The organism is Nocardioides sp. URHA0032 (assembly GCF_000620645.1).
Lineage (GTDB): Bacteria > Actinomycetota > Actinomycetes > Propionibacteriales > Nocardioidaceae > Nocardioides.
Map to the genome: position 1 here is coordinate 195256 of NZ_KK211160.1, position 21969 is coordinate 217224.

A 21969-nucleotide genomic window follows, 5' to 3' on the forward strand; every position below is an offset into this window, starting at 1 on the left:
GCGCCATGGCACGCATCGCACTGGCACTGGCAGGCATCGGCGCGATGGCGGTCCTGACCGCGTGCGGTGGCAACGACTTCGCCGACGGGTCGGCCGACTCGATCGTGAAGTCCTCGAAGGACGCCATGGGCGGCCTGAAGGCGGTCAAGGTCGAGGGCGACCTCACCACGAGCGGCCAGGCGATCTCGATCGACCTCCAGGCCAACTCGGACGGCGACTGCACCGGCTCGCTCGGCATCGCGGACGGCACGGCCGACCTTCTCGGCGTGGGTGGCGTCACCTGGATGAAGCCCGACGAGGCGTTCTGGCGGTCCTTCGCCGGTGACACCGCGGACCAGGTGATGGCAGTCGTCGGCGACAAGTGGGTGGTCGTGCCGGACGGCGAGGACTCGATCAAGCAGTTCTGCGACGTCGACGAGCTGCTCGACCAGCTGCTGTCGGACACCGAGGGTGAGAAGGCGACGTTCAGCAAGAACGGCACGGACACCGTGGACGGCGACGACGTCGTCAAGGTCGACCGCGAGGACCCCGAGGACGGCACCTCGACCGGGTACGTCCTCGTCGACGACCCGCACTACCTGGTGAAGATCGAGAAGACCTCGGGCGACGACACCGGCACCGTCACGTTCTCCGCCTTCGACGAGGAGTTCGACGTCTCCGCGCCGTCGGACGACCAGGTCGTCGACCTCAGCAGCCTGGCCGGCTGACTCAGGGGCAGAGCGACCCGAGGATGTCGCGCGCGGCACCCGGGCGGATCGCGCGGTGCCCGGCGCCGGCCCACAGGTGCAGCAGGTCCGGCTCGTCGTTCGCGGCCGCCCAGGCGCGCAGCGGCGCCGTGAGGTGGTGGACGGCGGGGTAGCCGACCGGTGCGCCGTCGTCGTACGTCGTGCTGAAGCGGTTGCGCAGCCCCCGGGCGACGCGGCCGGTGAAGGCCCGCATGGTCACCGTCCCGGGGAAGCGATCGGGGGCGGCGAGCGCGGCCCGGTGGACCGGACGGGTGCCGGCCTCGTCGGCGAGCAGCAGCATGGTGCCGACGGCCACGGCCTCGGCGCCGGCCTCGAGCAGCGCCGCCACCTGATCCGCCCCGGTGACGCCGCCGGCGGCGACGACCGGCAGCCCGGTCGCCGCGCGCACCCCGGTGACGAGGTCGAGCAGCGGGACGTCGTTCGGCGTCCGGTGCTGGTCGAAGGTGCCGCGGTGCCCGCCCGCGTCCTGCGACTGGACGACGAGCCCGTCCACCCCGAGCGCCGCGGACTCCCGGGCCTCGTCGACGTCGGTGACCGTGGCCAGCAGGCGCGACCCGGCCCGGCGCAGCCGGTCTGCCGTCGCCGCGTCGGGGAGGCCGAACGTGAAGCTGACCCACGGGACCGGCTGCTCGACGAGCAGGTCGACCTTCGCGGGCCAGTCGTCGTCGTCGGACCAGCGCGGCTCGGGCACGGCGATCCCGGCCCGCTCGTACTCCGGTGCGATCCGGTCGCGGTACGCCGTCACCGCCGCCCGGTCGAACGGCGCGTCGTCCGGCACGAACAGGTTCACGCCGACGTCGTCGGTGTGCTCGCGCACTGCCGCGAGGTCACCGGCCAGCTGCTCGGCCGATCGGTAGCCGGCGGGCAGGAAGCCGTACGACCCGGCCGCGGTCGCGGCCGCCACCAGCTGCGGTGTCGACGGCCCGCCGGCCATCGGCGCGGCGAGCACCGGGAGTCCGCCCAGGCCGAGCCCGGTCACCCGAGCACCGCGCCCGCGTGGGCCGGCAGCACCAGCCGGCCGTCGGCCAGGGTCGCGCCCGCCGGCGTCGCGAAGAGCAGCTCGCCGCTCTCCACGGGCAGGCCGGCCTCGGCGTCACCGAAGTTCACGACGACGAGCATCCCGCCCCGGCGCATCGTGAAGAGCCGGGACTCCTCGTCGGCGGTGCACGCGACCGATCCGAAGGACGGGTCCGTCAGGTCCGGGTGCTCACGGCGCAGGCGGGCCAGGTCGCGGTAGGCCTCGAGCAGGACGGCGTGTCGCCCGGTCGCGGCCTCGGCCCAGTCGAGCTTCGAGCGCGTGAACGTCTCGGGGTCCTGGGGGTCCGGCACCACGGCCGGGTCCCAGCCCATCTTCTCGAACTCCCTGATCCGGCCCTCGGCCGTCGCGCGGCCGAGGTCGGGCTCGGGGTGGGAGGTGAAGAACTGGAACGGCGTGGATGCGGCCCACTCCTCGCCCATGAAGAGCATCGGCGTGAACGGGCCGCACAGCGTCAGCAGGGCCGCGCACGCCAGCTGGTCGTCGTCGAGCACCTCGGTGATCCGGTCGCCGCGGGCGCGGTTGCCGACCTGGTCGTGGTTCTGGTTGCACACGACCAGCCGCCACGTCGGCATCGCGCGCACGTCCACCGGGAAGCCGTGCGGACGCCCCCGGAACGACGACCAGGTGCCGTCGTGGAAGAAGCCGCGCTCGCACACCTTCGCCAGCGAGGACAGCGGCTCGAAGTCCGCGTAGTAGCCGGTCGTCTCGCGCGTCAGGGCGACGTGCACCGCGTGGTGGAAGTCGTCGCTCCACTGGGCGTCCAGCCCGTAGCCGCCCGCCTCGCGCGGCCGCACCAGGCGGGTGTCGTTCAGGTCGGACTCGGCGATGAGGGTCAGCGGCCGGCGCTGGTGCGCCGACAGCGCCGCCACCTCGATGGCCATCTCCTCGAGCAGGTGCTGGTGCGCCGCGTCGTTGAGGGCGTGCACGGCGTCGAGCCGCAGGCCGTCGACGTGGTAGTCGTCGAGCCACATCCGGACGTTGTCGAGGATGTAGCGGCGCACCTCGTCGGAGCCTGGCCCGTCGAGGTTGAGGAAGTCGCCCCACGTGTTCGCGCCCTGCTTGAGGTAGGGCCCGAACTCCGGCAGGTAGTTCCCGGACGGGCCGAGGTGGTTGTAGACGACGTCCTGGATCACGCCGAGGCCGGCCGCGTGGCAGCCGTCGACGAAGCGCTGGTAGGCCTCCGGGCCGCCGTAGCCCTCGTGCACCGCGAACCAGCCGACGCCGTCGTACCCCCAGTTGTGGGTGCCGTTGAAGGCGTTCACCGGCATCACCTCGACCAGGTCGACGCCGATCTCGCGGAGGTGGCCGAGCTTCTCGAGGGCGGCGTCGAAGGTGCCCTCGGGCGTGAAGGTGCCGATGTGCAGCTCGTAGACCACGGACCCGGCCAGCTGCCGACCGGTCCAGGCCCCGTCGTTCCAGGTGTAGCGGGACGGGTCGTGGGTTCGCGAGCGCTGGTGGACGCCCGCCGGCTGATGCCGCGACCGCGGGTCGGGTCGGGGCGTGTCCGCGTCGTCGATCAGGTAGCCGTAGTCGACCTCCTCTCCGGCCCGGTCGGGAACGGGCTGCGCCGGTGTCCACCAGCCGTCGACTCTTCGGGTCATCTCGACGGTGGCATCCCCCACCGACAGCCGCAGCCGTCGTGCACCGGGCGCCCAGACGTCGAACGGTCCGCGGGTCGTCATGCGTCCTCCCTCACCAGCAGCGCGACCGGGTGGGTGTCGAGCAGGTCGGCGAGCCGGCCGTCCGTGGCCGACCCGGTCAGCACGTCGTGCCACCGCCCGGGGGGCAGCTCGAGCACGGTGTCGCCCCAGCCGCCGCGCGCGGCGAGGCCGGCCGGCAGCCGGGTGGCGACGGCGACCGCGCCGCCGCGGTCGAACGCGAGCACGTGGTCGGCGGCCGGTCCGGAGGCAGCCACCGGCGTGTACGTCGTGAACAGGTCGGCCCGGTCGCGCCGCAGCCGCAGGGCGGTGCTGGTGACGTGCAGCTTCTCGACCGCGTCGTCGCCGTCCTCGCCGGCGAGCACCGCGGCCCGGTGGTCGAAGTCGACGGGGCGGCGGTTGTCCGGGTCCACCAGCGACGTCTCCCAGAGCTCGCTGCCCTGGTAGACGTCCGGCACGCCGGGCATCGTGATCGCGAACAGCTTCAGGGCCAGCGAGTTCGACCGGCCCGGTGCGTCGACGAGGGCCGCGAGCTCGCCCAGCACCCGCTGCACGTCCGGGGACTCGAAGACCGCGTCCACGGCGGCGTGCACCGCGGCCTCGTACTCCTCGTCCGGCTCGGTCCACATGGTGCGGTCGCCGGCCTCGCGCATCGCCTTCTCGGCGTACCCGTGCAGACGGTCGCGCAGGTCGGGGAGGTGGTCGGTGGTCCACGCGCCCAGGACGGCCTGCCAGAGCAGCGAGCCGAAGCCCGGGTCGGGGACCGGCGCGAGCCGGAGCAGCTCGGCCAACGCGGTCTCCCACGCGTCCGGGATCTCCGCGAGCACGGTGATCCGGGCGCGCACGTCCTCGCCGCGCTTGGTGTCGTGGGTCGACAGCGCGGTCATCGCGTGCGGCCAGTCGCGCTGACGCCCGGCCATGGCGTCGTGGAAGTCCGCGACCGACACCGAGAAGACCGACGGGTCCGCACCGACCTCGTTCAGAGACGTCAGCCGGGACCAGCGGTAGAAGGAGCAGTCCTCGACGCCCTTGGCCATCACCATGCCGCTGGTCTGCTGGAACCGCCGGGCGGGCTGCGAGTAGGGGTCGGACAGCACCGGCAGCAGGGCGTCGTACGTCGCGGCCAGGTCGGGCCGGTGCTTCCGGGCGAGGTCGAAGGCCTCGTCGAGGTGCTCGCGGCCACCGGGCAGGTAGGAGCGGTAGACCGGGAAGCAGGCGAGCAGCTCGGCGACCGCGTCCTCGACGTCGGCGAACGGGAGCGGGACGATCCGCAGCACCTCGCGGGTGATCCGGCGGACCTCGGAGTGCAGGATGCCGTCGGCGACGGCGCGCTTGTTGTCGTGGACCATCGCCGCCCAGTCGACCGGCGCTCCGCGGAGCCGGGCCTCCAGGGCATCCAGCGGGGCCTCGCCCGCCGGGTCCGTGAGCACCCGGTCGAGCAGGACGAGAGCGTCGTACCCCGTCGTGCCCTGCGTGGCCCAGCCGGCCGGGAGCGCCTCGCCGGGCTCGAGGATCTTCTCGACGAGCACGTAGGCGCCGCCGGTCATCGCGGCGAGGTCGTCGAGGTAGCGCCGCGGGTCGCGCAGGCCGTCGGGGTGGTCCACCCGCAGGCCGTCGACGAGCCCCTCGTCGAGCCAGCGCCGGATCTCGACGTGGGTGTCGGCGAACACCTCCGGGTCCTCGACGCGCACGGCGGCGAGCGTGTTGACCGCGAAGAACCGCCGGTAGTTGAGGTTGTCGTCGGCCTCGCGCCAGTTCACCAGCCGGTAGTGCTGCTCCTCGAGCGTGGTCGTGCCGGGCGCAAGCGGGAAGCGGTGGTCGTGGTAGCGCACCTCGCCGTCCTCGATCCGGATCGCGCCCTCGTCGCCGTCGCCGACCACCGGGACCAGGAGCTTCCCGTCGCCCGCGGCCCAGTCGACGTCGAACGCGGTCGCGTGCTCGGACTCGCGGCCCAGCGCGAGCAGGTCCCACCACCACGGGTTCTCGGCCGGCGTGGCGACGCCGACGTGGTTCGGGACGATGTCGACGAGCACGCCCATGCCGAGGCGTCGCGCCTCGGCGGACAGCGCGGCGAGACCCGCGGCGCCGCCGCGCTGCGGGTCGACGCGGTCGAACGCGACGACGTCGTACCCGTGCTGGCTGCCGGGCTCCGACGCGAGGAGCGGGGACAGGTAGACCCAGTCCACCCCGAGGTCGTGGAGGTACGGCAGCCGCCGGGCGGCCTCGAACAGGTCGAACTCCGGCGTGATCTGGAGCCGGTACGTCGAGACGGGGACTCGCACCGCGATCAGGCCTTGCGCGCCTGGGAGGCGGCGACCGACGCCGCGACGGAGAGGTCCGGCTCGTCCTCGGCCTCGATGTGCTCCCGCAGCACGACCATGCTGCGGGACGGGATCGTGAACGTCTCCCCCGCCGCGAACGTGCCGTCCTCGTCGGCCGAGCCGCCGGTGTCGATGACCACGTCCCACGCGTCGGCGTACTCATCGGGCGGCAGCGTCACCTGCGCCTCGCCGTCGGCGTTGAAGTACAGGAGGAAGTGGTCGTCGACGATCTTCTGCCCGCGCTCGTCGAGGCCGGCGATCCCGTGCCCGTTGAGGTACATCCCGAGCGCCTTCGCCCCGTCGGCCCAGTCCTCGTCGTCCATCGGCCGGCCGTCGAGGTGCAGCCAGACGATGTCGTTGAGCCGGTCACCGTCGCCGCCGTCCGGCACGCGCACGGTGCCGCCCGTGAAGAACCGCTTGCGGCGGAACGTCGGGTGGTCGCGCCGCAGCCGGGAGACCGCGGCGGTGAACTCGACGAGCGGCCCGTCGGCCTCGTCCCAGTGCACCCACGACAGCTCGTTGTCCTGCGCGTACGTGTTGTTGTTGCCCTGCTGGGTGCGGCCGAGCTCGTCGCCGTGCAGCAGCATCGGCACGCCCTGGCTGAGCAGCAGCGTCGCGATGAAGTTCCGCTGGGCCCGGGCGCGGGCGGCGAGGATGTCCGGGTCGTCCGTCGGGCCCTCGACGCCGTGGTTCCAGGAGCGGTTGTGGCTCTCGCCGTCGTTGTTGTCCTCGCCGTTCGCCTCGTTGTGCTTCTCGTCGTACGACACCAGGTCGCGCATCGTGAAGCCGTCGTGCGCGGTGACGAAGTTGATGCTCGCGAACGGGCGCCGGCCGGAGTGCTCGTAGAGGTCCGACGACCCCGACAGGCGGGACGCGAACTCACCGAGCGAGGGCTCGCCCCGCCAGAAGTCGCGGACGGTGTCGCGGTACTTGCCGTTCCACTCGGTCCACTGCGGCGGGAAGCCGCCGACCTGGTAGCCGCCCGGGCCGATGTCCCACGGCTCCGCGATCAGCTTCGCCTGGCTGACGACCGGGTCCTGCTGCACGAGCTCGAAGAACGTCGAGAGCCGGTCGACGTCGTAGAACTCGCGGGCCAGCGTGGACGCGAGGTCGAAGCGGAACCCGTCGACGTGCATCTCGGTGACCCAGTAGCGCAGCGAGTCCATCAGCAGCTGGAGCGAGTGCGGGTGCCGGACGTTCAGGCTGTTGCCGGTGCCGGTGTAGTCCATGTAGTACCGCTGGTCGTCCTCGACGAGGCGGTAGTACGCCGCGTTGTCGATGCCCTTGAAGCTCAGCGTCGGGCCGAGGTGGTTGCCCTCGGCCGTGTGGTTGTAGACCACGTCGAGGATGACCTCGATGCCGGCGGTGTGCATGGCCTTGACCAGCGACTTGAACTCCTGCACCTGCTGCCCGAGCGCGGCCTGCCCGTCCCGCGCCGCGGAGGAGTAGTCGGCGTGCGGGGCGAAGAACCCGAGCGTGTTGTAGCCCCAGTAGTTGCGCAGCCCCTGGTCCAGCAGCGTGCTGTCCTGCACGAACTGGTGCACCGGCATGAGCTCGATCGCGGTCACGCCGAGCTTCATGAGGTGCTCGATGACGGCCGGGTGCGCGAGGCCGGCGTACGTGCCCCGCAGCTCCTCCGGTACGTCGGGGTGCAGCTGGGTCAGCCCCTTCACGTGCGCCTCGTAGACGACGGTCTCGTTGTACGGGTAGTCGAGGCGCCGGTCGCCCTCCCAGTCGAAGAACGGGTTGATGACCACGCCGTGCGTCATGTGCGGCGCCGAGTCGTCGTCGTTGCGCGAGTGCTCGTCGCCGAAGTTGTAGGAGAACAGCGCCTGGTCCCAGTCGATCTCGCCCGCGGTCGCCTTGGCGTACGGGTCGAGCAGCAGCTTGCTCGGGTTGCAGCGCAGCCCCTGCTCGGGGTCCCACGGTCCGTGCACCCGGTACCCGTAGCGCTGCCCCGGCTGCACCGTCGGCAGGTAGCAGTGCCACACGTACGCGTCGACCTCGGTGAGCTCCACCCGGGTCTCGGCGCCCTCGGCGTCGAAGAGACACAGCTCCACCCGCTCCGCGACCTCGCTGAACAGCGCGAAGTTCGTGCCGCTCCCGTCGAATGTCGCTCCCAGCGGGTACGCGCGCCCCGGCCAGACCTCCACCACGTTCTCCACCCTGCCAGTCCGCTCGATTGGATCGATCAAAGCACGGTGTACCCCCCACCGGCACCCGCCGAACCTCCGGGGGAACAAATCACACCCGGCGGTAGGTTGCCGCGGGACATGGCCGTCAACGAGATCTCCCGCGCCAGCGTCGGACTGCGCAGCGAGCGCGGGCCGGTGCTGCTCGCGGTCATGCTCAGCATCGGGCTGGTCGCGATCGACTCGACGATCCTCGCGACGGCGGTGCCGGCGGTCGTCGCCGACCTCGGCGGCTTCAGCCAGTTCCCGTGGCTGTTCTCGATCTACCTGCTGGCCCAGGCGGTCACGGTCCCCGTGTACGCCAAGCTCGCGGACCTGGTCGGCCGCAAGCCGGTGATGCTGGTCGGCATCGGGCTGTTCCTGCTCGGCTCGCTGCTGTGCGGCCTCGCCTGGAGCATGGGCGCGCTGATCGCGTTCCGGGCCGTCCAGGGCATCGGCGCGGGCGCGGTCCAGCCGATGAGCATGACGATCGTCGGCGACATCTACACGCTCGAGGAGCGCGCCAAGGTCCAGGGGTACGTCGCGAGCGTGTGGGCGCTGTCGGCGGTGGTCGGCCCGACGCTCGGTGGCGTCTTCACCGACTACCTCTCGTGGCGATGGATCTTCTTCGTCAACCTGCCGCTCGGCATCGCCGCGTTCGTGGCCCTCTGGCGCCGGTTCGAGGAGCGCGTGGAGCGGCAGCGGCACACCATCGACTACGCCGGCTCGCTGCTGCTGACCGGCGGCGGGATCCTGCTGCTGCTGGCACTGCTCGAGGGCGGCGTGCGCTGGTCCTGGGACTCGGCCACCAGCGTCTCGCTGTTCGCGGTGGCCGCCGTGCTGCTGGTCGGCTTCGTGCTCGCCGAGCGCCGCGCGCCGGAGCCGGTGCTGCCGATCTGGGTGTTCCGCAAGCGCGTCCTGCTGTCGGCGATGCTCGCCTCGCTCGTCGTCGGCGTCCTGATGATGGGGCTGTCGTCGTACATCCCGCTGTACGCGCAGAGCGTGCTCGGCCACGACGCCCTGGTGTCCGGCCTCGCGCTGGCCGCGATGACGCTCGGCTGGCCGATCGCGGCGTCCAACTCGGGGCGGCTCTACCTGACGATCGGGTTCCGGGCCACGATGCTGATCGGCAGCGTCATCGGCTTCGTGGGCGCCGCACTGCTGCTGCTCATCGACACGGACAGCTCGATCTGGCTGCTGGCCGCGCCGTGCTTCGTGATGGGCCTGGGCTTCGGCCTGGTCGCCAGCCCGTCGGTCATCGCGGCGCAGTCGTCGGTGACGTGGCAGCACCGCGGCGTCGCGACCGGCAGCACCATGTTCGCGCGCTCGGTCGGCAGCGCCGTCGGCGTCGCGGTGTTCGGGGCGATCGCCAACGGCGTCGTCGCCTCGAGGCTGGGCCGCGGCGTACCCGACCTCGAGCACCTGACCCCGGACGTCCTCAACCCGGCCATTCACGCGGTGTTCGTGGCGTCGGCGGTCTTCGCCCTCGCGCTGCTGCCGGTCGGCCTGCTCATGACCCGGAGGATCAGCGAGCCGACGGCACCGCCAGGATCGAGCTGAGCACGCCGGGGTAGGCCGCCTCGACGTCGGCGAGACGCAGCCGCTGGTGGGTCTTCCCGGCGATCAGCTCGACCTCGATCACCCCGGCCTCGCGCAGGATCTTGAAGTGGTGGCTGGCGGTGGACTTGCCGATGCCGTCGTAGAGCTGCCCGCACGCCACGGGCGCGCCGTCCGGATCGAGCCGCCGGAGCATCTCGAGCCGCACCGGGTCGGAGATCGCGGCGAGGACGTCCTGCAGGGGCGCCACGGGCGGCCGCTCCTGGTTGTCGCTCACATGACCCTCCTCACATCGGTTTGATATCCATCGAACCGGAGTCTACGGTGATGCCTGTTCGATCTACGTCGAACTTAGCACGAGGAGGAAGCCGATGAGCACCAGCACCGCCGCCCGGGCCGCCGAGGCACACCGGGCCGAGCAGCGTTGGGCCTACCCCCTGCTCATCGCCCTCCTGGCCGCGTCGCTCGGGGTGTCCGGGGCTCCTGCTCCGCTCTACGGGCTCTACCAGCAGCGCTGGGGCCTGGCCCCGATCACGACCACCGTGGTCTTCGCGGCGTACGCCGTGGCGGCGCTCGGTGCCGTGCTCGTCGCCGGCCAGGCCTCGGACAAGTACGGCCGCAAGCCGCTGCTGCTCGGCGCGGCGGTGGTGATGGTCGCCGGGCTCGCGGTCTTCATGACGGCGGACGGCGTCGCCGCCCTGCTCGTCGCGCGGGTGCTGCACGGCGCGGCGGTCGGGACCGCGGTCGTCGTCGGGAGCGCCGCGCTGCTCGACCTCCGCCCCGAGCGGGGCGCGCGGACCGGCCACCTGACCGGGATCATGTTCAACGTCGGCATCGGTGCGACCGTCCTCGGCGCCTCCCTGCTCGCGCAGTTCGGTCCGCACCCCTACGTCACGCCGTTCGCGGCCGTCGCCGTCGTCGTCCTCGCGCTGCTGGTCGGCCTGCTCGGGATGGCCGAGCCGCACGCCGGTCGCACCGGCCGCGCCTCCGGTCCGCTCCGCGTCGCGCGGCCGAGCGTGCCGGCGTCGATCGCGGGCGACTTCCGCTTCTCGGTCATCGGCGTGATGGCCGCCTGGTCGGTCCTCGGCGTCTACCTGTCCCTCTTCCCCGCCTTCGCCGGGCAGTCGACCGGCATCCACAGCGTCGTGTTCGGCGGTGCCGTGGTCGCGGCCATGGCCGGCGCGGCCGCAGTCAGCCAGGCGTTCGGCGGCCGGCTGGCCGCCCGCCGGGCCGCGATCGCCGGTGACTTCGGGACCGCGGTGGCGCTCGGCCTGAGCGTCGTCGCCCTGGACAGCCACCACGCGCTGCTGATCACCCTGGCCGCCGTCCTGATGGGTCTGTCGTTCGGGCTCGCGTTCGGCGGCTCCCTGCGGCACCTGGGCAGCGTCGTGCCGGCGGCTCACCGCGGCCAGGTGATGTCGGCCTTCTACGTGCTGGCGTACGCCGCGATGGCGGTCCCGACGATCCTCGCCGGGTGGGCGGCCACGACCTGGGGCCTGGCCGCGGTCTTCCCGTGGTTCTCGCTGGCGGTGGCGCTCAGCTGCGTGCTCGCCGGCGTGCTCGGGCTGCGCTCGAGCCGGGCGTGAGCGGAGCCTGTCCTTGGTTGCGAGGGCGCCCGGTCGGCGTTTGGATCGACCCGTGACTGCCAGCGGGCTCAGTGATGCCGTCCCCCTGGGGCCGCACGACGGCGAGCCGCACCAGGCGGGCCTGAACAACCGGCTGAACTGGCTGCGCGCCGCCGTGCTCGGCGCGAACGACGGCATCGTCTCCACGGCCGGCATCGTCATCGGTGCGGTCGGCGCCACCAGCGACCGCTCCGCGATCATGATCGCCGGCGTGGCCGGGCTCGCGGCCGGCGCGATGAGCATGGGCGCGGGGGAGTACGTCTCGGTGAGCACCCAGCGCGACTCCGAGCTCGCCCTGCTGGCCAAGGAGCGCCGAGAGCTGCGCGAGGAGCCCGAGGAGGAGCTCGCCGAGCTGGCGGGCATCTACGTCGGGAAGGGTCTCGACGAGGAGCTCGCGCTCGAGGTGGCGAAGGCGCTCACCGCCAAGGACGCGCTCGGGGCGCACGCCGAGGCGGAGCTCGGCATCGACCCCGACGACATCTCCAGCCCGGTGCACGCGGCCTGGGCGTCGATGCTGTCGTTCACGATCGGCGCGCTGCTGCCGCTGCTGACGATGACGCTCGCGTCGGACGCGATCCGGATCTGGCTGACGGTCGCCGCCGTCGCCGCCGCCCTCGCGGTCACCGGGTTCGTCAGCGCTCGGCTCGGCTATGCGCGACCCGGCCGTGCGGTGCTCCGCAACATCGTGGGCGGGCTCTTCGCGATGGCCGTCACGTATGCGATCGGGTCCGCCCTGGGGACCCAGATCGGGTGAGGCTCTTCGTCGCCCTGGTTCCGCCGGACGAGGCGGTCCAGCACCTCGACGACTTCCTCGACGTACGACGCGGCGCCGCGGCGTACCGCTGGGCGAGCAGCGAGCAGTTCCACGTGACGCTGGCGTTCCTGGCCGACGTCGAGGAGCGTCGGCTCGACGACCTGGGCGAGCGGCTGGAGCGGGCGGCCGCGAAGCGGTCGGCCTTCGAGACCGCGATCGCCGGCGGCGGTGCGTTCCCGAACCCCGGCCGGGCCCGGGTCCTGTGGGCCGGGCTCGACCTCGACCAGCGAGGCCGCACCGAGATGGACCGGCTGGCGACGGGCTGCCGGGCCGCCGCCGGCCGCGCGGGCATCGCGGTCGACGGCCAGCGGTTCCGGCCGCACGTCACCGTCGCGCGGCTCGGCCGGCCGGCGGAGGTGTCGAGCTGGGTCCGCCTGCTGGACGGTTACGCCGGTCCGAGGTGGCTCGCCGACCGCGTCACGCTGGTCGTCTCCCACCTGGGAGAGGGACCGCGCGGACGACCCCGCTATGTCAATGTTGAGGAGTTCACACTCGCAAGGCCCCCCGAAGTGCCCTAGGTTGCCACGGGTGAAGATCGCTGTGGCCAGGGAGACCCGCGAGGGTGAGGCGCGGGTGGCGATGGTCCCCGAGCTGGTCGGCAAGCTGACCGGGCTGGGGTACGACGTCGTCGTCGAGCCGGGTGCGGGCAAGCATGCGCTGATCGCCGACGAGGACTTCGTGGCGGCAGGCGCGACGGTCGACGCCGGCGCGGTCGAGCAGGCGGACGTGCTGGTGGCGGTGCAGCCGCCGGGCACCGACGTCGTGCGGCGGCTGCGCGAGGGCGCCGCGACGGTGTCCTTCCTGCCGACCGGGCAGGAGCCCGAGGTGGTGACCGCACTCCGGGACGCGCGGGTGACGTCGTTCGCGATGGAGCTGGTGCCGCGGATCTCGCGGGCCCAGTCGATGGACGCGCTGTCCTCGCAGGCGCTGGTGTCGGGCTACCGGTGCGCGATCGTGGCGGCCGGGATGCTGCGCCGGTTCTTCCCCCTGAACATGACGGCCGCGGGCACGGTGCCGCCGGCCGAGGTGGTGGTCCTGGGTGCGGGCGTCGCCGGGCTGCAGGCGATCGCCACCGCCAAGCGGCTGGGCGCGGTCGTGAAGGCGTACGACGTGCGCGCGGCCGCCGCCGAGGAGATCCGGTCGATGGGCGCGCAGGCGATCGACCTGGAGCTGGACACCCTCGAGGGGGCGGGCGGGTATGCCCGCGAGATGACGGAGGAGCGCGCGGCACTGCAGATGGAACGGCTGGCGCCGTACGTCGCCGCCGCGGACGCGCTGATCACGACCGCAGCCGTGCCGGGTCGCCAGGCGCCGCTGCTGGTGACCAGCGCGATGGTGGAGCAGATGAAGCCGGGGTCCGTGGTGGTCGACCTCGCGGCCGAGACCGGCGGCAACGTGGAGGGCGCCGTGGCCGGCGAGGTGGTCCGGATCGGCAACGCGCAGGTCTGGGGCGGGCGGAACGTGCCGTCGCAGATGCCCGGCCCGGCCTCGAGGCTGTACGCGCAGAACATCGTGAACATCGTGACGTTGATGAGTGCCGACGACGGCTTCGCCCCCGACTTCGAGGATGAGATCGTCGCCGGGTCCTGCGTGACCCACGACGGCGCCATCCGGCACGAACCCACGCGCACCCAGATCGAGGGCGATGCTCTGGAAGGAGCCAACTGATGGACGAGGCCGTCGTCTGGCTGACGATCTTCATCCTGAGCGTGTTCGTCGGGATCGAGGTGATCTCGAAGGTCTCCTCGACGCTGCACACCCCGCTGATGTCCGGCGCGAACGCCATCCACGGGATCATCCTGCTCGGCGCGGTCCTGGTGACGGGTGCGACCGACAACGACGTCGCGCTCGTCGTGGGCCTGGTCGCGATCGTGCTGGCCGCGGTGAACATGGTCGGCGGCTTCGTGGTCACCGACCGGATGCTGCAGATGTTCGTGCGCAAGAAGCCCAAGCCCGCAGCGGCTCCGACCGACGGCGGGAGCGCCGCCTGATGCCGACGTGGGTGCAGCTCGTCTACCTGGCCTGCGCGGTCTGCTTCATCCTCGCGCTGAAGGGCCTGTCCGGCCCGAGGACCGCGCGGGCCGGCAACCTGGTCGGGGCGGCCGCGGCGGTGGTCGCGGTGATCGTGCCGTTCATCTACCTCGACCTCGACCACGTGCCGCTGATCCTCGCCGCGATCGCGGTCGGCACCGCCGGTGGCGTGGTCGGCGCCCGCCGGGTGCAGATGACCCAGATGCCGCAGATGGTGGCGCTGTTCAACGGTGTCGGCGGTGGCGCCGCCGCGCTGGTCGCCCTGCTGGAGCTGCACGAGATGACGCCGCACGTCGACGACGTCTCGTGGTTCACGCTCGCGGCGACGGCGTTCACGATCGCGGTCGGCTCGATCTCGTTCGCGGGCTCGATCATCACGTTCGCGAAGCTCCAGGAGCTGATGACCTCGCGGCCGGTGATCTTCCCCGGGCTCCGCTACGTCTTCCCGATCGCCGTCGCTGCCGCGGTGGTGCTCGGTGTGCGCGTCGTCATCGACCCGACCATGTGGGTCGGCATCGTCCTGGCGCTGCTGGGGCTGCTGGTCGGCGTGCTCCTGGTGCTGCCGGTCGGCGGCGCGGACGTGCCGATCGTGATCTCGCTGCTGAACGCGTTCACCGGCCTCACGGTCGCCGCGGGCGGCTACGTGCTGTCCAACGTCGTGCTGCTGGTCGCGGGCACGCTCGTCGGGGCGTCCGGCACCTACCTGACCATGCTGATGGCGAAGGCGATGGGTCGCTCGGTCGCCAACATCATGTTCGGCGCCCTCAAGGGCGGCTCGACCCTGGGTGGTGGCGAGGCGTCGGACCGCCCCGTGCGGTCCGCCGGCCCCGAGGACGTCGCGATCCTGCTCGGGTACGCCGACCGCGTGATCATCGTGCCCGGCTACGGCCTCGCGGTCGCCCAGGCCCAGCACACGCTGCGCGAGCTCGTCGACGTCCTGATCGCGCGCGGCACCCAGGTCGACTACGCGATCCACCCCGTCGCCGGCCGGATGCCCGGGCACATGAACGTGCTGCTCGCCGAGGCCCAGGTGCCCTACGAGCAGCTCATCGAGATGGACGAGATCAACGGCGAGTTCAAGCACACCGACGTCGTCCTGGTGGTCGGCGCCAACGACGTGGTGAACCCGGCGGCGAAGACCACACCGGGCGCGCCGATCTACGGCATGCCGATCCTCAACGCGGACGAGGCGCAGCAGATCGTGTTCATGAAGCGGTCCATGCGCCCCGGCTTCGCCGGCATCGAGAACGAGCTGCTCTTCGACCCCAAGACCACGCTGCTCTTCGGCGACGCCAAGGACTCGCTCGGCAAGCTGCTCAACGCCGTCAAGGCGCTCTGAGTCACACGCACCGCGCGGGACGTCTCGCGTCGTCACTCGTTGGACGGCCATGACTGACGACGACGAGCGCTTCGGTCGCCCGGACGGGCACCGGTACGACGCGCCCGAGCCCGACGAGACCCGGGTCGGCAAGGAGTGGGCCTACGCCGTGCTCGGCGTCCTCGTGCTGGTGCTGCTGGTCCTCATCGCCACCGGCAAGGTGCAGATGATCCCGGGCTGAGCTGGGCGTCGGGATACCCGGTGAACCGGGGATCCCTGCGCTTCACGGGCGTTGCAACACCCCATAAGCGTCGGCATACCCGGCGAGCCGGGGATCCCGACGGCCCCCGACGCTCAGACGACGTCCGGTCAGCCGACGACGCCGTACAACCGGTCCCCGGCGTCGCCGAGGCCGGGGACGATGTAGCCCTTGTCGTTGAGCCTCTCGTCCATCGCGGCCGTCACGATCGTGACGGGGACGTCGAGTCCCTCCAGCTCCTTCTCCAGCCGCGCGCAACCCTCCGGCGCGGCGAGCAGGCAGATGGCGGTGATGTGGTCCGCACCGCGGTCGGTGAGGAACTTGATGGCCGCCGCGAGGGTCCCGCCGGTGGCGAGCATCGGGTCGAGCACGTAGCACTGCCGGCCCCGCAGGTCCTCCGGCAGCCGCTCGGCGTACGTCGAGGCCTGGAGCGTCTCCTCGTTGCGGATCATGCCCAGGAAGCCGACCTCCGCCGTCGGCAGCAGCCGCATCATCCCGTCGAGCATGCCCAGGCCCGCCCGCAGGATCGGGACCACCAGCGGCTTGGGGTTCGCCAGCGAGACACCGGTCGTCGGCGAGACTGGCGTGACGATGTCGTACGCGGCCACCCGGACGTCGCGCGTCGCCTCGTACGCCAGCAGCGTGACAAGCTCGTCGGCGAGCCGGCGGAACGTCGGGGAGTCCGTCTTCTCGTCGCGCAGGTGGGTGAGCTTGTGGGCCACCAGCGGGTGGTCGACGACGTGGGTGCGCATGGTCGAAACCCTAGTGGGTATGGGCGCACAGGGGCTTGGCCGCGTCGCAGCGGTCTGCCACTCTGGAGGGCACCCGGCGAGCAGGAGCGGAGGAAGACGATGGTCGAGCAGATCGACGCGATCGACTTCGCCGTGGCCGCCTACCGCGAGGAGGGCTCCTGGACCGTGCAGGAGCTCGCCCACGACGTGCTCGAGGACATCGACAAGCTGTCCCACGCGCTGCGCCGGTTCCCGGGCGACGGAGGGGCGGTCGGCATGATCGCGACCGACGACGACTTCTTCGTGATCGTCCGGGTCGCGGGTCCCACCATCCGGGTGCTGCTCTCCGACATCACCGCCGCCGACGAGTGGGAGCTGGCCAGCTCGGCCGTCGAGTTCCTCGGCCTGCCGCAGCCCGAGGACGAGGACGACCAGGTCCCGGCCGGCGACCTGGACCTGCTGGGAGACCTCGGCATGCACGCGATGGACATGGCGGTGCTGCTCGACGACGTCGACCTCTACCCCGACGAGATGCTCTCCGACGTCGCCCGCAAGCTGGGCTTCGGCAAGCTCTTCGACGACACCGTCGGCCTCACCTCGGCGTGAGCGACGGGCGCTGGGACGACCCGATGCGGGTCGCCCTCGACGAGGCGCGGGCTGCGCTCGCCACGGGCGACGTCCCGATCGGCGCCGTCGTGCTGGCGCCGGACGGTACGCCGGTCGCGCGCGGCCGCAACGTCCGCGAGGCCGAGGCCGACCCGACCGGGCACGCCGAGGTGGTCACCCTCCGGGCGGCCGCCCGCGACCACGGCGAGTGGCGCCTCGACGGCCACACCCTCGTCGTCACCCTGGAGCCGTGCACGATGTGCGCCGGCGCCGCCGTGCTCAGCCGGGTCGAGCGGATCGTGTTCGGCGCCTGGGACCCCAAGGCCGGCGCCGTCGGCAGCCTCTGGGACGTCGTCCGCGACCGGCGCCTCAACCACCGGCCCGAGGTGGTCACGGGTGTGCTCGCCGACGAGTCCGCCGCCCTCCTGGAGGCGTTCTTCGGGGACCGTCGCTGATCGGTCCGTGGGTCATGATGGAACGCGTGCGCGAGCAGTGGCGTGGCCGGTTCAGCCGAGAGTTGAGACGGCTGCGCGTGGGCTGGCGACCAGCGGTGTTCTGGTCGCTGCGGATCACCACGGCGGCGGTCGCCAGCTACGTCGCCGCCACGATGATCTTCCCGGACACCCAGCCCCTGCTGGCGCCGCTGACCGCGATGCTGGTCGTCCAGGTCACGCCGGTGTCGCTGCTGGCCAGCGGGCTCGACCGGGTCGTGGCCGTCGTGGCCGGTGTCGCCCTGGCGGTCGGCTTCGCGGCCGTCGCGCCGCTCGAGTGGTGGAGCCTCGGTGCCCTGATCTTCGTCTCGATCACCGTCGGGCAGGCGCTGCGACTGCGCTCGAACCTCATCGAGGTCGCGATCAGCGGCATGCTCGTGCTCGGCGTGGGCGCGCTCGGCGCCGAGGCCGCCGCGAGCCAGCGCATCGCGGAGACGCTGGTCGGCGCCGCGGTCGGGATCGCGGCGAACCTGCTCTTCCCGCCGCGCATCCCGACCTCGGACGCCGGTCGGGAGATCGAGGGGCTGGCCGACGCGGTGAGCGACCTGCTGCGCCGTTCCGCGGATGCGCTCGAGCAGCTGGCGGGCGAGCCGGACGAGGTCGCCCCCGCTGCCGCCGCGTGGCTCGATGACGCACGGGTGATCACGCACCACGACGTACCGCGTGTGGGGGCGGCGCTGCTCCGGGCCGAGCAGGGCCGCCGGCTGAACGTGCGGGCCGTCGCCACCCCGGACCTGGGACCCGGCCTGCGGCACGGCCTGGAGTCGCTCGAGCACACCGCGCTGGCGGTGCGGTCGATGTACCGGACCCTCGCCGACACCACGGCCGGACGTCCGGGCTGGCTCGCCGACGACAGCGCGGAGGACCTCCTGCTCGGCCTCGCGCAGACATTCCGCGAGCTGGCCGCCGCGGTCGACGCGTTCGGCGAGCTGGTCCGGCTCGAGGCGGCGCCGCTCGGCCAGGTGCGCACGGCGGACTTCGCGGCGCTCCGGGAGGCGATGGCCGGGCTGCCGGAGGCGCGTGCCCGGCTCGAGGAGCTCGGCACGGTCGCGGCCGATCCGGCGCTGCGCGAGCTGCAGGCCAGCGTGCTGTCGACCGTCAAGAGGGTCGAGCGCGAGCTCGACCTGGCCCAGCGCGTGCGGCGCCAGCTGCAGCTGCAGGGCCCGGTCCGTCCCAGGCCGGCGCCGCTGCGGCCCCGTCCCCCGATCGCTCCCGAGAGCAGCCCGGACGCCGAGACGGTGCGGATGCCACGGCTCCCGGCCGACGGGGACCGGGACGACCCGGACGCGGGTACGCCGTAGCCGGCCCCGTCGAGGCGACCGCGCTGGGGAACGTCCTGGTGCGGGGTCGCGCGCACGGCGCCCTGTCGGGCACCCTCGAAGACCTGCGGACCCTGGCCGCCCGCGCCCCTGCACCTGTCGTCCACGAGCCCCACGGAGCTGTTCGATGAAGCGGCAACTTCCGAAGCGTCACGACCTGGCGCCCCTGATGAGGTTCAAGCGTCCGGTCTGGTCGCCGAAGGACCGCCGGCTGGCGGGGGCCCTCACCATCGAGGACCTGCGGCGGATCGCCAAGCGGCGTACGCCGAAGGCCGCGTTCGACTACACCGACGGCGCGGCCGACGGGGAGGTGTCGCTGGCCCGCGCCCGGCAGGCGTTCGGCGACGTCGAGTTCAACCCCGCGATCCTGCGTGACGTCTCGACCGTCGACACCTCGCGCGTGGTGCTCGGGAAGCGGGTGGCGCTGCCGTTCGGCATCGCGCCCACCGGCTTCACCCGGATGATGCAGGCCGAGGGCGAGATCGCCGGCGCGACGGCCGCGGCCGCGGCGGGCATCCCGTTCTCGCTGTCAACGATGGGCACCACGTCGATCGAGGACGTCGCCGCCGCGGCGCCGGACGGCCGCAACTGGTTCCAGCTCTACATGTGGAAGGACCGTGACCGCTCGATGGCGCTGGTCGACCGGGCCGCGAAGGTCGGGTACGACACGCTGCTCGTCACGGTCGACGTGCCGGTCGCGGGCGCCCGCCTGCGCGACGTGCGCAACGGCATGACGATCCCGCCGACGCTGAGCCCGCGCACCATCGTCGACGCGATCCCGCGCCCCGCCTGGTGGATCAACTTCCTGACGACCGAGCCGCTCGCGTTCGCGTCCCTGGACTCCTGGTCGGGCACGGTCGCCGACCTGCTGGACACCATGTTCGACCCCACGGTCACCTACGACGACCTGGCCTGGATCAAGGAGCAGTGGCCGGGCAAGCTCGTGGTGAAGGGCGTGCAGACCGTCGACGACGCGCGGCGGCTCGCCGATGCGGGCGTCGACGCGGTGCTGCTCTCCAACCACGGCGGCCGCCAGCTCGATCGCGCACCGGTGCCCTTCCACCTGCTGCCGCAGGTGGTGGCCGCGGTCGGGAACGACGTCGAGGTGCACCTGGACACCGGCATCATGTCCGGCCAGGACGTCGTCGCCTCGATCGCGCACGGCGCGCACTTCACGCTGGTCGGCCGGGCGTACCTGTACGGGCTGATGGCCGGCGGCCGCGACGGCGTGGACCGGGCCATCGAGATCCTGCGCGGCCAGGTAGAGCGGACCATGCGGCTGCTCGGCGTGCGCACGCTGGACGAGCTCGAGCCCGGCCACGTGACCCAGCTGGTGCGACTGGAGCCGCGCCGCCTGTAACTCGGGGTTACATGTCGTCGTTGGGCCGGTATGCGCCGGTTCGTGCCAGCCCTCGTCGTCGCCCTCGTCTCCAGCTGCATCGCGCTCTGCGTCGACGCCGCGCCCGTGTCCGCCCACGCGGCGCCTACCGCCGTGCGCAGCGGGTGGCAGCCCCGGCCGGCGACCTACCCGGGCACCGTGACGCAGACCGACCTCGCGATCCCGATGTCGGACGGCGTCGTGCTGCGCGGCGACCTCGAGCTGCCGGCCGACGCGAACGGCAACGCGATCGACCGGCGGTTCCCGGTCATCGTCACGATCACGGCGTACAACAAGGCCTCCGGCAGCTTCAGCGGCGGCCTGACCGGAGGCAGCCCCAGCTACCTGGTGCAGCGCGGCTACGCCCAGCTCACCGTCGACGCCCGCGGCACCGGCAGCTCCGAGGGCCAGTGGGCGGCGTTCAGCAAGCGGGAGGACCAGGACGCCGGCGAGATCGTCGAGTGGGCGCACTCGCGCCAGCGCCCGTGGAGCAACGGCAACATCGGCATGAGCGGCCCGTCGTACATGGGCATCGGCCAGATCTTCGCGGCCGGCGCCCGGCCGAAGGGGCTGAAGGCGATCTTCCCGCAGGTGCCCGCCGACGACGTCTACCGCGACGTGGTGGCGTCCGGCGGCCAGGTCGACGTCGGCTTCATCCCGCTCTGGCTCGGCCTGGTCACCGGCACCAGCGTCATCCCGCCCGCAGTCGCCGCCACCGACCCGCAGTCCGGCTTCGGGGCGCTCGTCGACCACCTCACTGCCGCGGCCACGTTCACGCTGCCGCTGGTGCTCGACGCGATGACCGGTGGGGATGCGGCGTACGACGGCGAGTTCTACCGCGACCGCTCGCCGGAGCGCGTCATCGACCGGGTGCAGGTCCCGACGTTCCTGGTCGGCGGCGAGTTCGACATCTTCCAGCGCGGGACCCCGCTGCTGTTCGAGAGCCTGCAGGAGCGCGGAGTCCCGGTGAAGATGATCATCGGGCCGTGGAACCACCTCCAGGGGTCCTCGGGCGAGGGCATCGGCGACGCCGGCTACGGCTCGCTCTCGGAGCTGCAGCTGCGCTGGTTCGACCGCTACGTGCGCGGCACGCCGGACCCGACCCTGGACACCGACATCCCGCCGGTCACCTACTACGAGCAGGGCAGTGGCGAGTGGACGCACGCGCAGCGCTGGATGGGCGACCAGCACGCCGAGACGTTCCGGCTCTCGGGCTCCGCAGCTTCCGGCGGCGGCATCGGCGTGCTGACGCAGGGTCGGACCGTCGACGGCCGCGCGATCGTCCCACCGGTGCCGGTCTCGGGGATGTGCACCCGCTCGACGAGCCAGTGGATGGCCGGGGTCCCGTCGACCGCGCTCGCCGACCTGCCGTGCTGGAGCAACAACGCGCCGAACGACAAGTCCGGCGTGGTCTTCCAGACCGACCCGGGCGACACCGCTCTGCGGCTGCGCGGCCCGATCAACGCCCGGCTCTACACCTCCAGCCCCAGCGGCGACGGGATGCTGTCGGTGTCGGTCTCCGACGTGGCGCCGGACGGCACCGTCACGCGGTTGAGCGGTGGCTGGCAGGTGATCTCCCAGCGGGCCCTCGACCAGTCGCGGAGCCGCTACCTCGACGGCCGGCTCATCCAGCCGTACCACCCGTTCACCCGGGCCTCGAAGAAGCCCCTCGCCGCGGGCGAGGTCGCGCCCGTCGACGTCGAGGTGTTCCCGACGGCCGCCCGGATCGCGCGCGGCCACCGGCTGCGGATCGCCATCCAGGCCTTCGACGCCCCGCACCTGCTGCCGTCGGCGCCCGACCTCCCCTCGAGCCTGGTGCCGCTGACGGTCCGCACGGGTCCGCTGTGGCCGTCGGTGCTGACGATCCCGGCCGTGCCCTGACCTCCGAGCGATGAGTACGCCGCC

General features: G+C 72.5%; 20 protein-coding genes. 14 read left to right on the top strand and 6 right to left on the bottom strand.

All coding sequences use genetic code 11. The annotated features are described in order from the left end of the window. The first annotated feature begins 5 nt into the window (after positions 1–5). Positions 6–707, top strand: coding sequence for a hypothetical protein (locus N538_RS0119005; RefSeq protein ID WP_028638615.1), 702 nt, complete (start codon positions 6–8; stop codon positions 705–707). Position 708: 1 nt separating this feature from the next. On the opposite strand, the gene N538_RS0119010 is transcribed toward N538_RS0119005, so the two are convergent. From N538_RS0119010 to glgX, 4 genes are read right to left on the bottom strand one after another with little or no spacing between them, the layout of a single operon-like run. Beyond that, the gene (locus N538_RS0119010; protein ID WP_028638616.1) at positions 709–1725 is read right to left on the bottom strand and encodes a nitronate monooxygenase; all 1017 of its coding nucleotides are present in this window, start codon (positions 1723–1725) and stop codon (positions 709–711) included. Further along, the gene (gene treZ, locus N538_RS0119015) at positions 1722–3467 is read right to left on the bottom strand and encodes a malto-oligosyltrehalose trehalohydrolase (RefSeq protein WP_028638617.1); all 1746 of its coding nucleotides are present in this window, start codon (positions 3465–3467) and stop codon (positions 1722–1724) included. Before treZ ends, N538_RS0119010 begins: the two co-directional genes overlap by 4 nt. Continuing rightward, positions 3464–5725, bottom strand: a complete 2262-nt coding sequence (gene treY, locus N538_RS0119020) for a malto-oligosyltrehalose synthase (RefSeq protein ID WP_028638618.1) — start codon at positions 5723–5725, stop codon at positions 3464–3466. Before treY ends, treZ begins: the two co-directional genes overlap by 4 nt. A 5-nt stretch (positions 5726–5730) precedes the next feature. Next, entirely contained in the window at positions 5731–7917 is a 2187-nt protein-coding gene (gene glgX, locus N538_RS0119025; protein WP_028638619.1) for a glycogen debranching protein GlgX, read from the bottom strand. A gap of 120 nt (positions 7918–8037) precedes the next feature. Here glgX and N538_RS0119030 point away from each other — a divergent pair, with 120 nt between their 5' ends. Continuing rightward, positions 8038–9495 (top strand): MDR family MFS transporter, encoded by a 1458-nt coding sequence (locus N538_RS0119030; protein ID WP_036571322.1) that lies wholly within the window; start codon positions 8038–8040, stop codon positions 9493–9495. Here N538_RS0119030 and N538_RS0119035 read toward each other — a convergent pair. Continuing rightward, positions 9461–9769 carry an ArsR/SmtB family transcription factor gene (locus tag N538_RS0119035; RefSeq protein WP_028638621.1) on the bottom strand — a complete coding sequence of 103 codons (309 nt, stop codon included), beginning with the start codon at positions 9767–9769 and terminating at the stop codon, positions 9461–9463. The two genes, N538_RS0119030 and N538_RS0119035, sit on opposite strands and share 35 nt — an antisense overlap. A 94-nt stretch (positions 9770–9863) precedes the next feature. Here N538_RS0119035 and N538_RS0119040 point away from each other — a divergent pair, with 94 nt between their 5' ends. Genes N538_RS0119040 through N538_RS28650 form a run of 7 tightly spaced genes read left to right on the top strand, consistent with a single transcriptional unit; the run spans position 9864 to position 15521 of the window. Continuing rightward, positions 9864–11078: an MFS transporter gene (locus N538_RS0119040; RefSeq protein WP_028638622.1), complete on the top strand. Its 1215-nt coding sequence runs from the start codon at positions 9864–9866 to the stop codon at positions 11076–11078. Positions 11079–11130: 52 nt separating this feature from the next. After that, the gene (locus tag N538_RS0119045) at positions 11131–11871 is read left to right on the top strand and encodes a VIT1/CCC1 transporter family protein (protein WP_051549443.1); all 741 of its coding nucleotides are present in this window, start codon (positions 11131–11133) and stop codon (positions 11869–11871) included. Continuing rightward, positions 11868–12449, top strand: a complete 582-nt coding sequence (gene thpR / locus N538_RS0119050) for an RNA 2',3'-cyclic phosphodiesterase (RefSeq protein ID WP_028638624.1) — start codon at positions 11868–11870, stop codon at positions 12447–12449. The genes N538_RS0119045 and thpR overlap by 4 nt, the downstream gene beginning before the upstream one ends. A gap of 10 nt (positions 12450–12459) precedes the next feature. Then, complete coding sequence (locus N538_RS0119055; RefSeq protein WP_028638625.1) at positions 12460–13599, top strand: NAD(P) transhydrogenase subunit alpha; 1140 nt, start codon at positions 12460–12462, stop codon at positions 13597–13599. Then, positions 13599–13922, top strand: a complete 324-nt coding sequence (locus N538_RS26240) for an NAD(P) transhydrogenase subunit alpha (protein ID WP_036571325.1) — start codon at positions 13599–13601, stop codon at positions 13920–13922. Before N538_RS0119055 ends, N538_RS26240 begins: the two co-directional genes overlap by 1 nt. After that, positions 13922–15301, top strand: coding sequence for an NAD(P)(+) transhydrogenase (Re/Si-specific) subunit beta (locus N538_RS0119065; RefSeq protein WP_036571328.1), 1380 nt, complete (start codon positions 13922–13924; stop codon positions 15299–15301). The genes N538_RS26240 and N538_RS0119065 overlap by 1 nt, the downstream gene beginning before the upstream one ends. 49 nt (positions 15302–15350) lie before the next feature. Continuing rightward, positions 15351–15521, top strand: coding sequence for a hypothetical protein (locus N538_RS28650; protein ID WP_155992248.1), 171 nt, complete (start codon positions 15351–15353; stop codon positions 15519–15521). 128 nt (positions 15522–15649) lie between these two features. Here N538_RS28650 and upp read toward each other — a convergent pair whose 3' ends face one another. Next, positions 15650–16291 (bottom strand): uracil phosphoribosyltransferase, encoded by a 642-nt coding sequence (gene upp, locus N538_RS0119075; RefSeq protein WP_028638627.1) that lies wholly within the window; start codon positions 16289–16291, stop codon positions 15650–15652. Positions 16292–16390: 99 nt separating this feature from the next. Between upp and N538_RS0119080 the strand changes: the two genes are divergently transcribed. The 5 genes from N538_RS0119080 (at position 16391) to N538_RS26250 (ending at position 21945) form a co-directional block, all read left to right on the top strand. Then, the gene (locus N538_RS0119080) at positions 16391–16876 is read left to right on the top strand and encodes a tRNA adenosine deaminase-associated protein (protein ID WP_028638628.1); all 486 of its coding nucleotides are present in this window, start codon (positions 16391–16393) and stop codon (positions 16874–16876) included. Positions 16877–16899: 23 nt separating this feature from the next. Continuing rightward, complete coding sequence (locus N538_RS0119085) at positions 16900–17331, top strand: nucleoside deaminase (protein ID WP_028638629.1); 432 nt, start codon at positions 16900–16902, stop codon at positions 17329–17331. A 26-nt stretch (positions 17332–17357) separates the two neighbouring features. Continuing rightward, entirely contained in the window at positions 17358–18668 is a 1311-nt protein-coding gene (locus N538_RS26245) for an FUSC family protein (RefSeq protein ID WP_231496275.1), read from the top strand. Between the two features lie 187 nt (positions 18669–18855). Further along, entirely contained in the window at positions 18856–20046 is a 1191-nt protein-coding gene (locus N538_RS0119095; RefSeq protein WP_269320361.1) for an alpha-hydroxy acid oxidase, read from the top strand. 42 nt (positions 20047–20088) lie between these two features. After that, positions 20089–21945, top strand: a complete 1857-nt coding sequence (locus N538_RS26250; protein ID WP_197025399.1) for a CocE/NonD family hydrolase — start codon at positions 20089–20091, stop codon at positions 21943–21945. Positions 21946–21969: the final 24 nt, after the last annotated feature.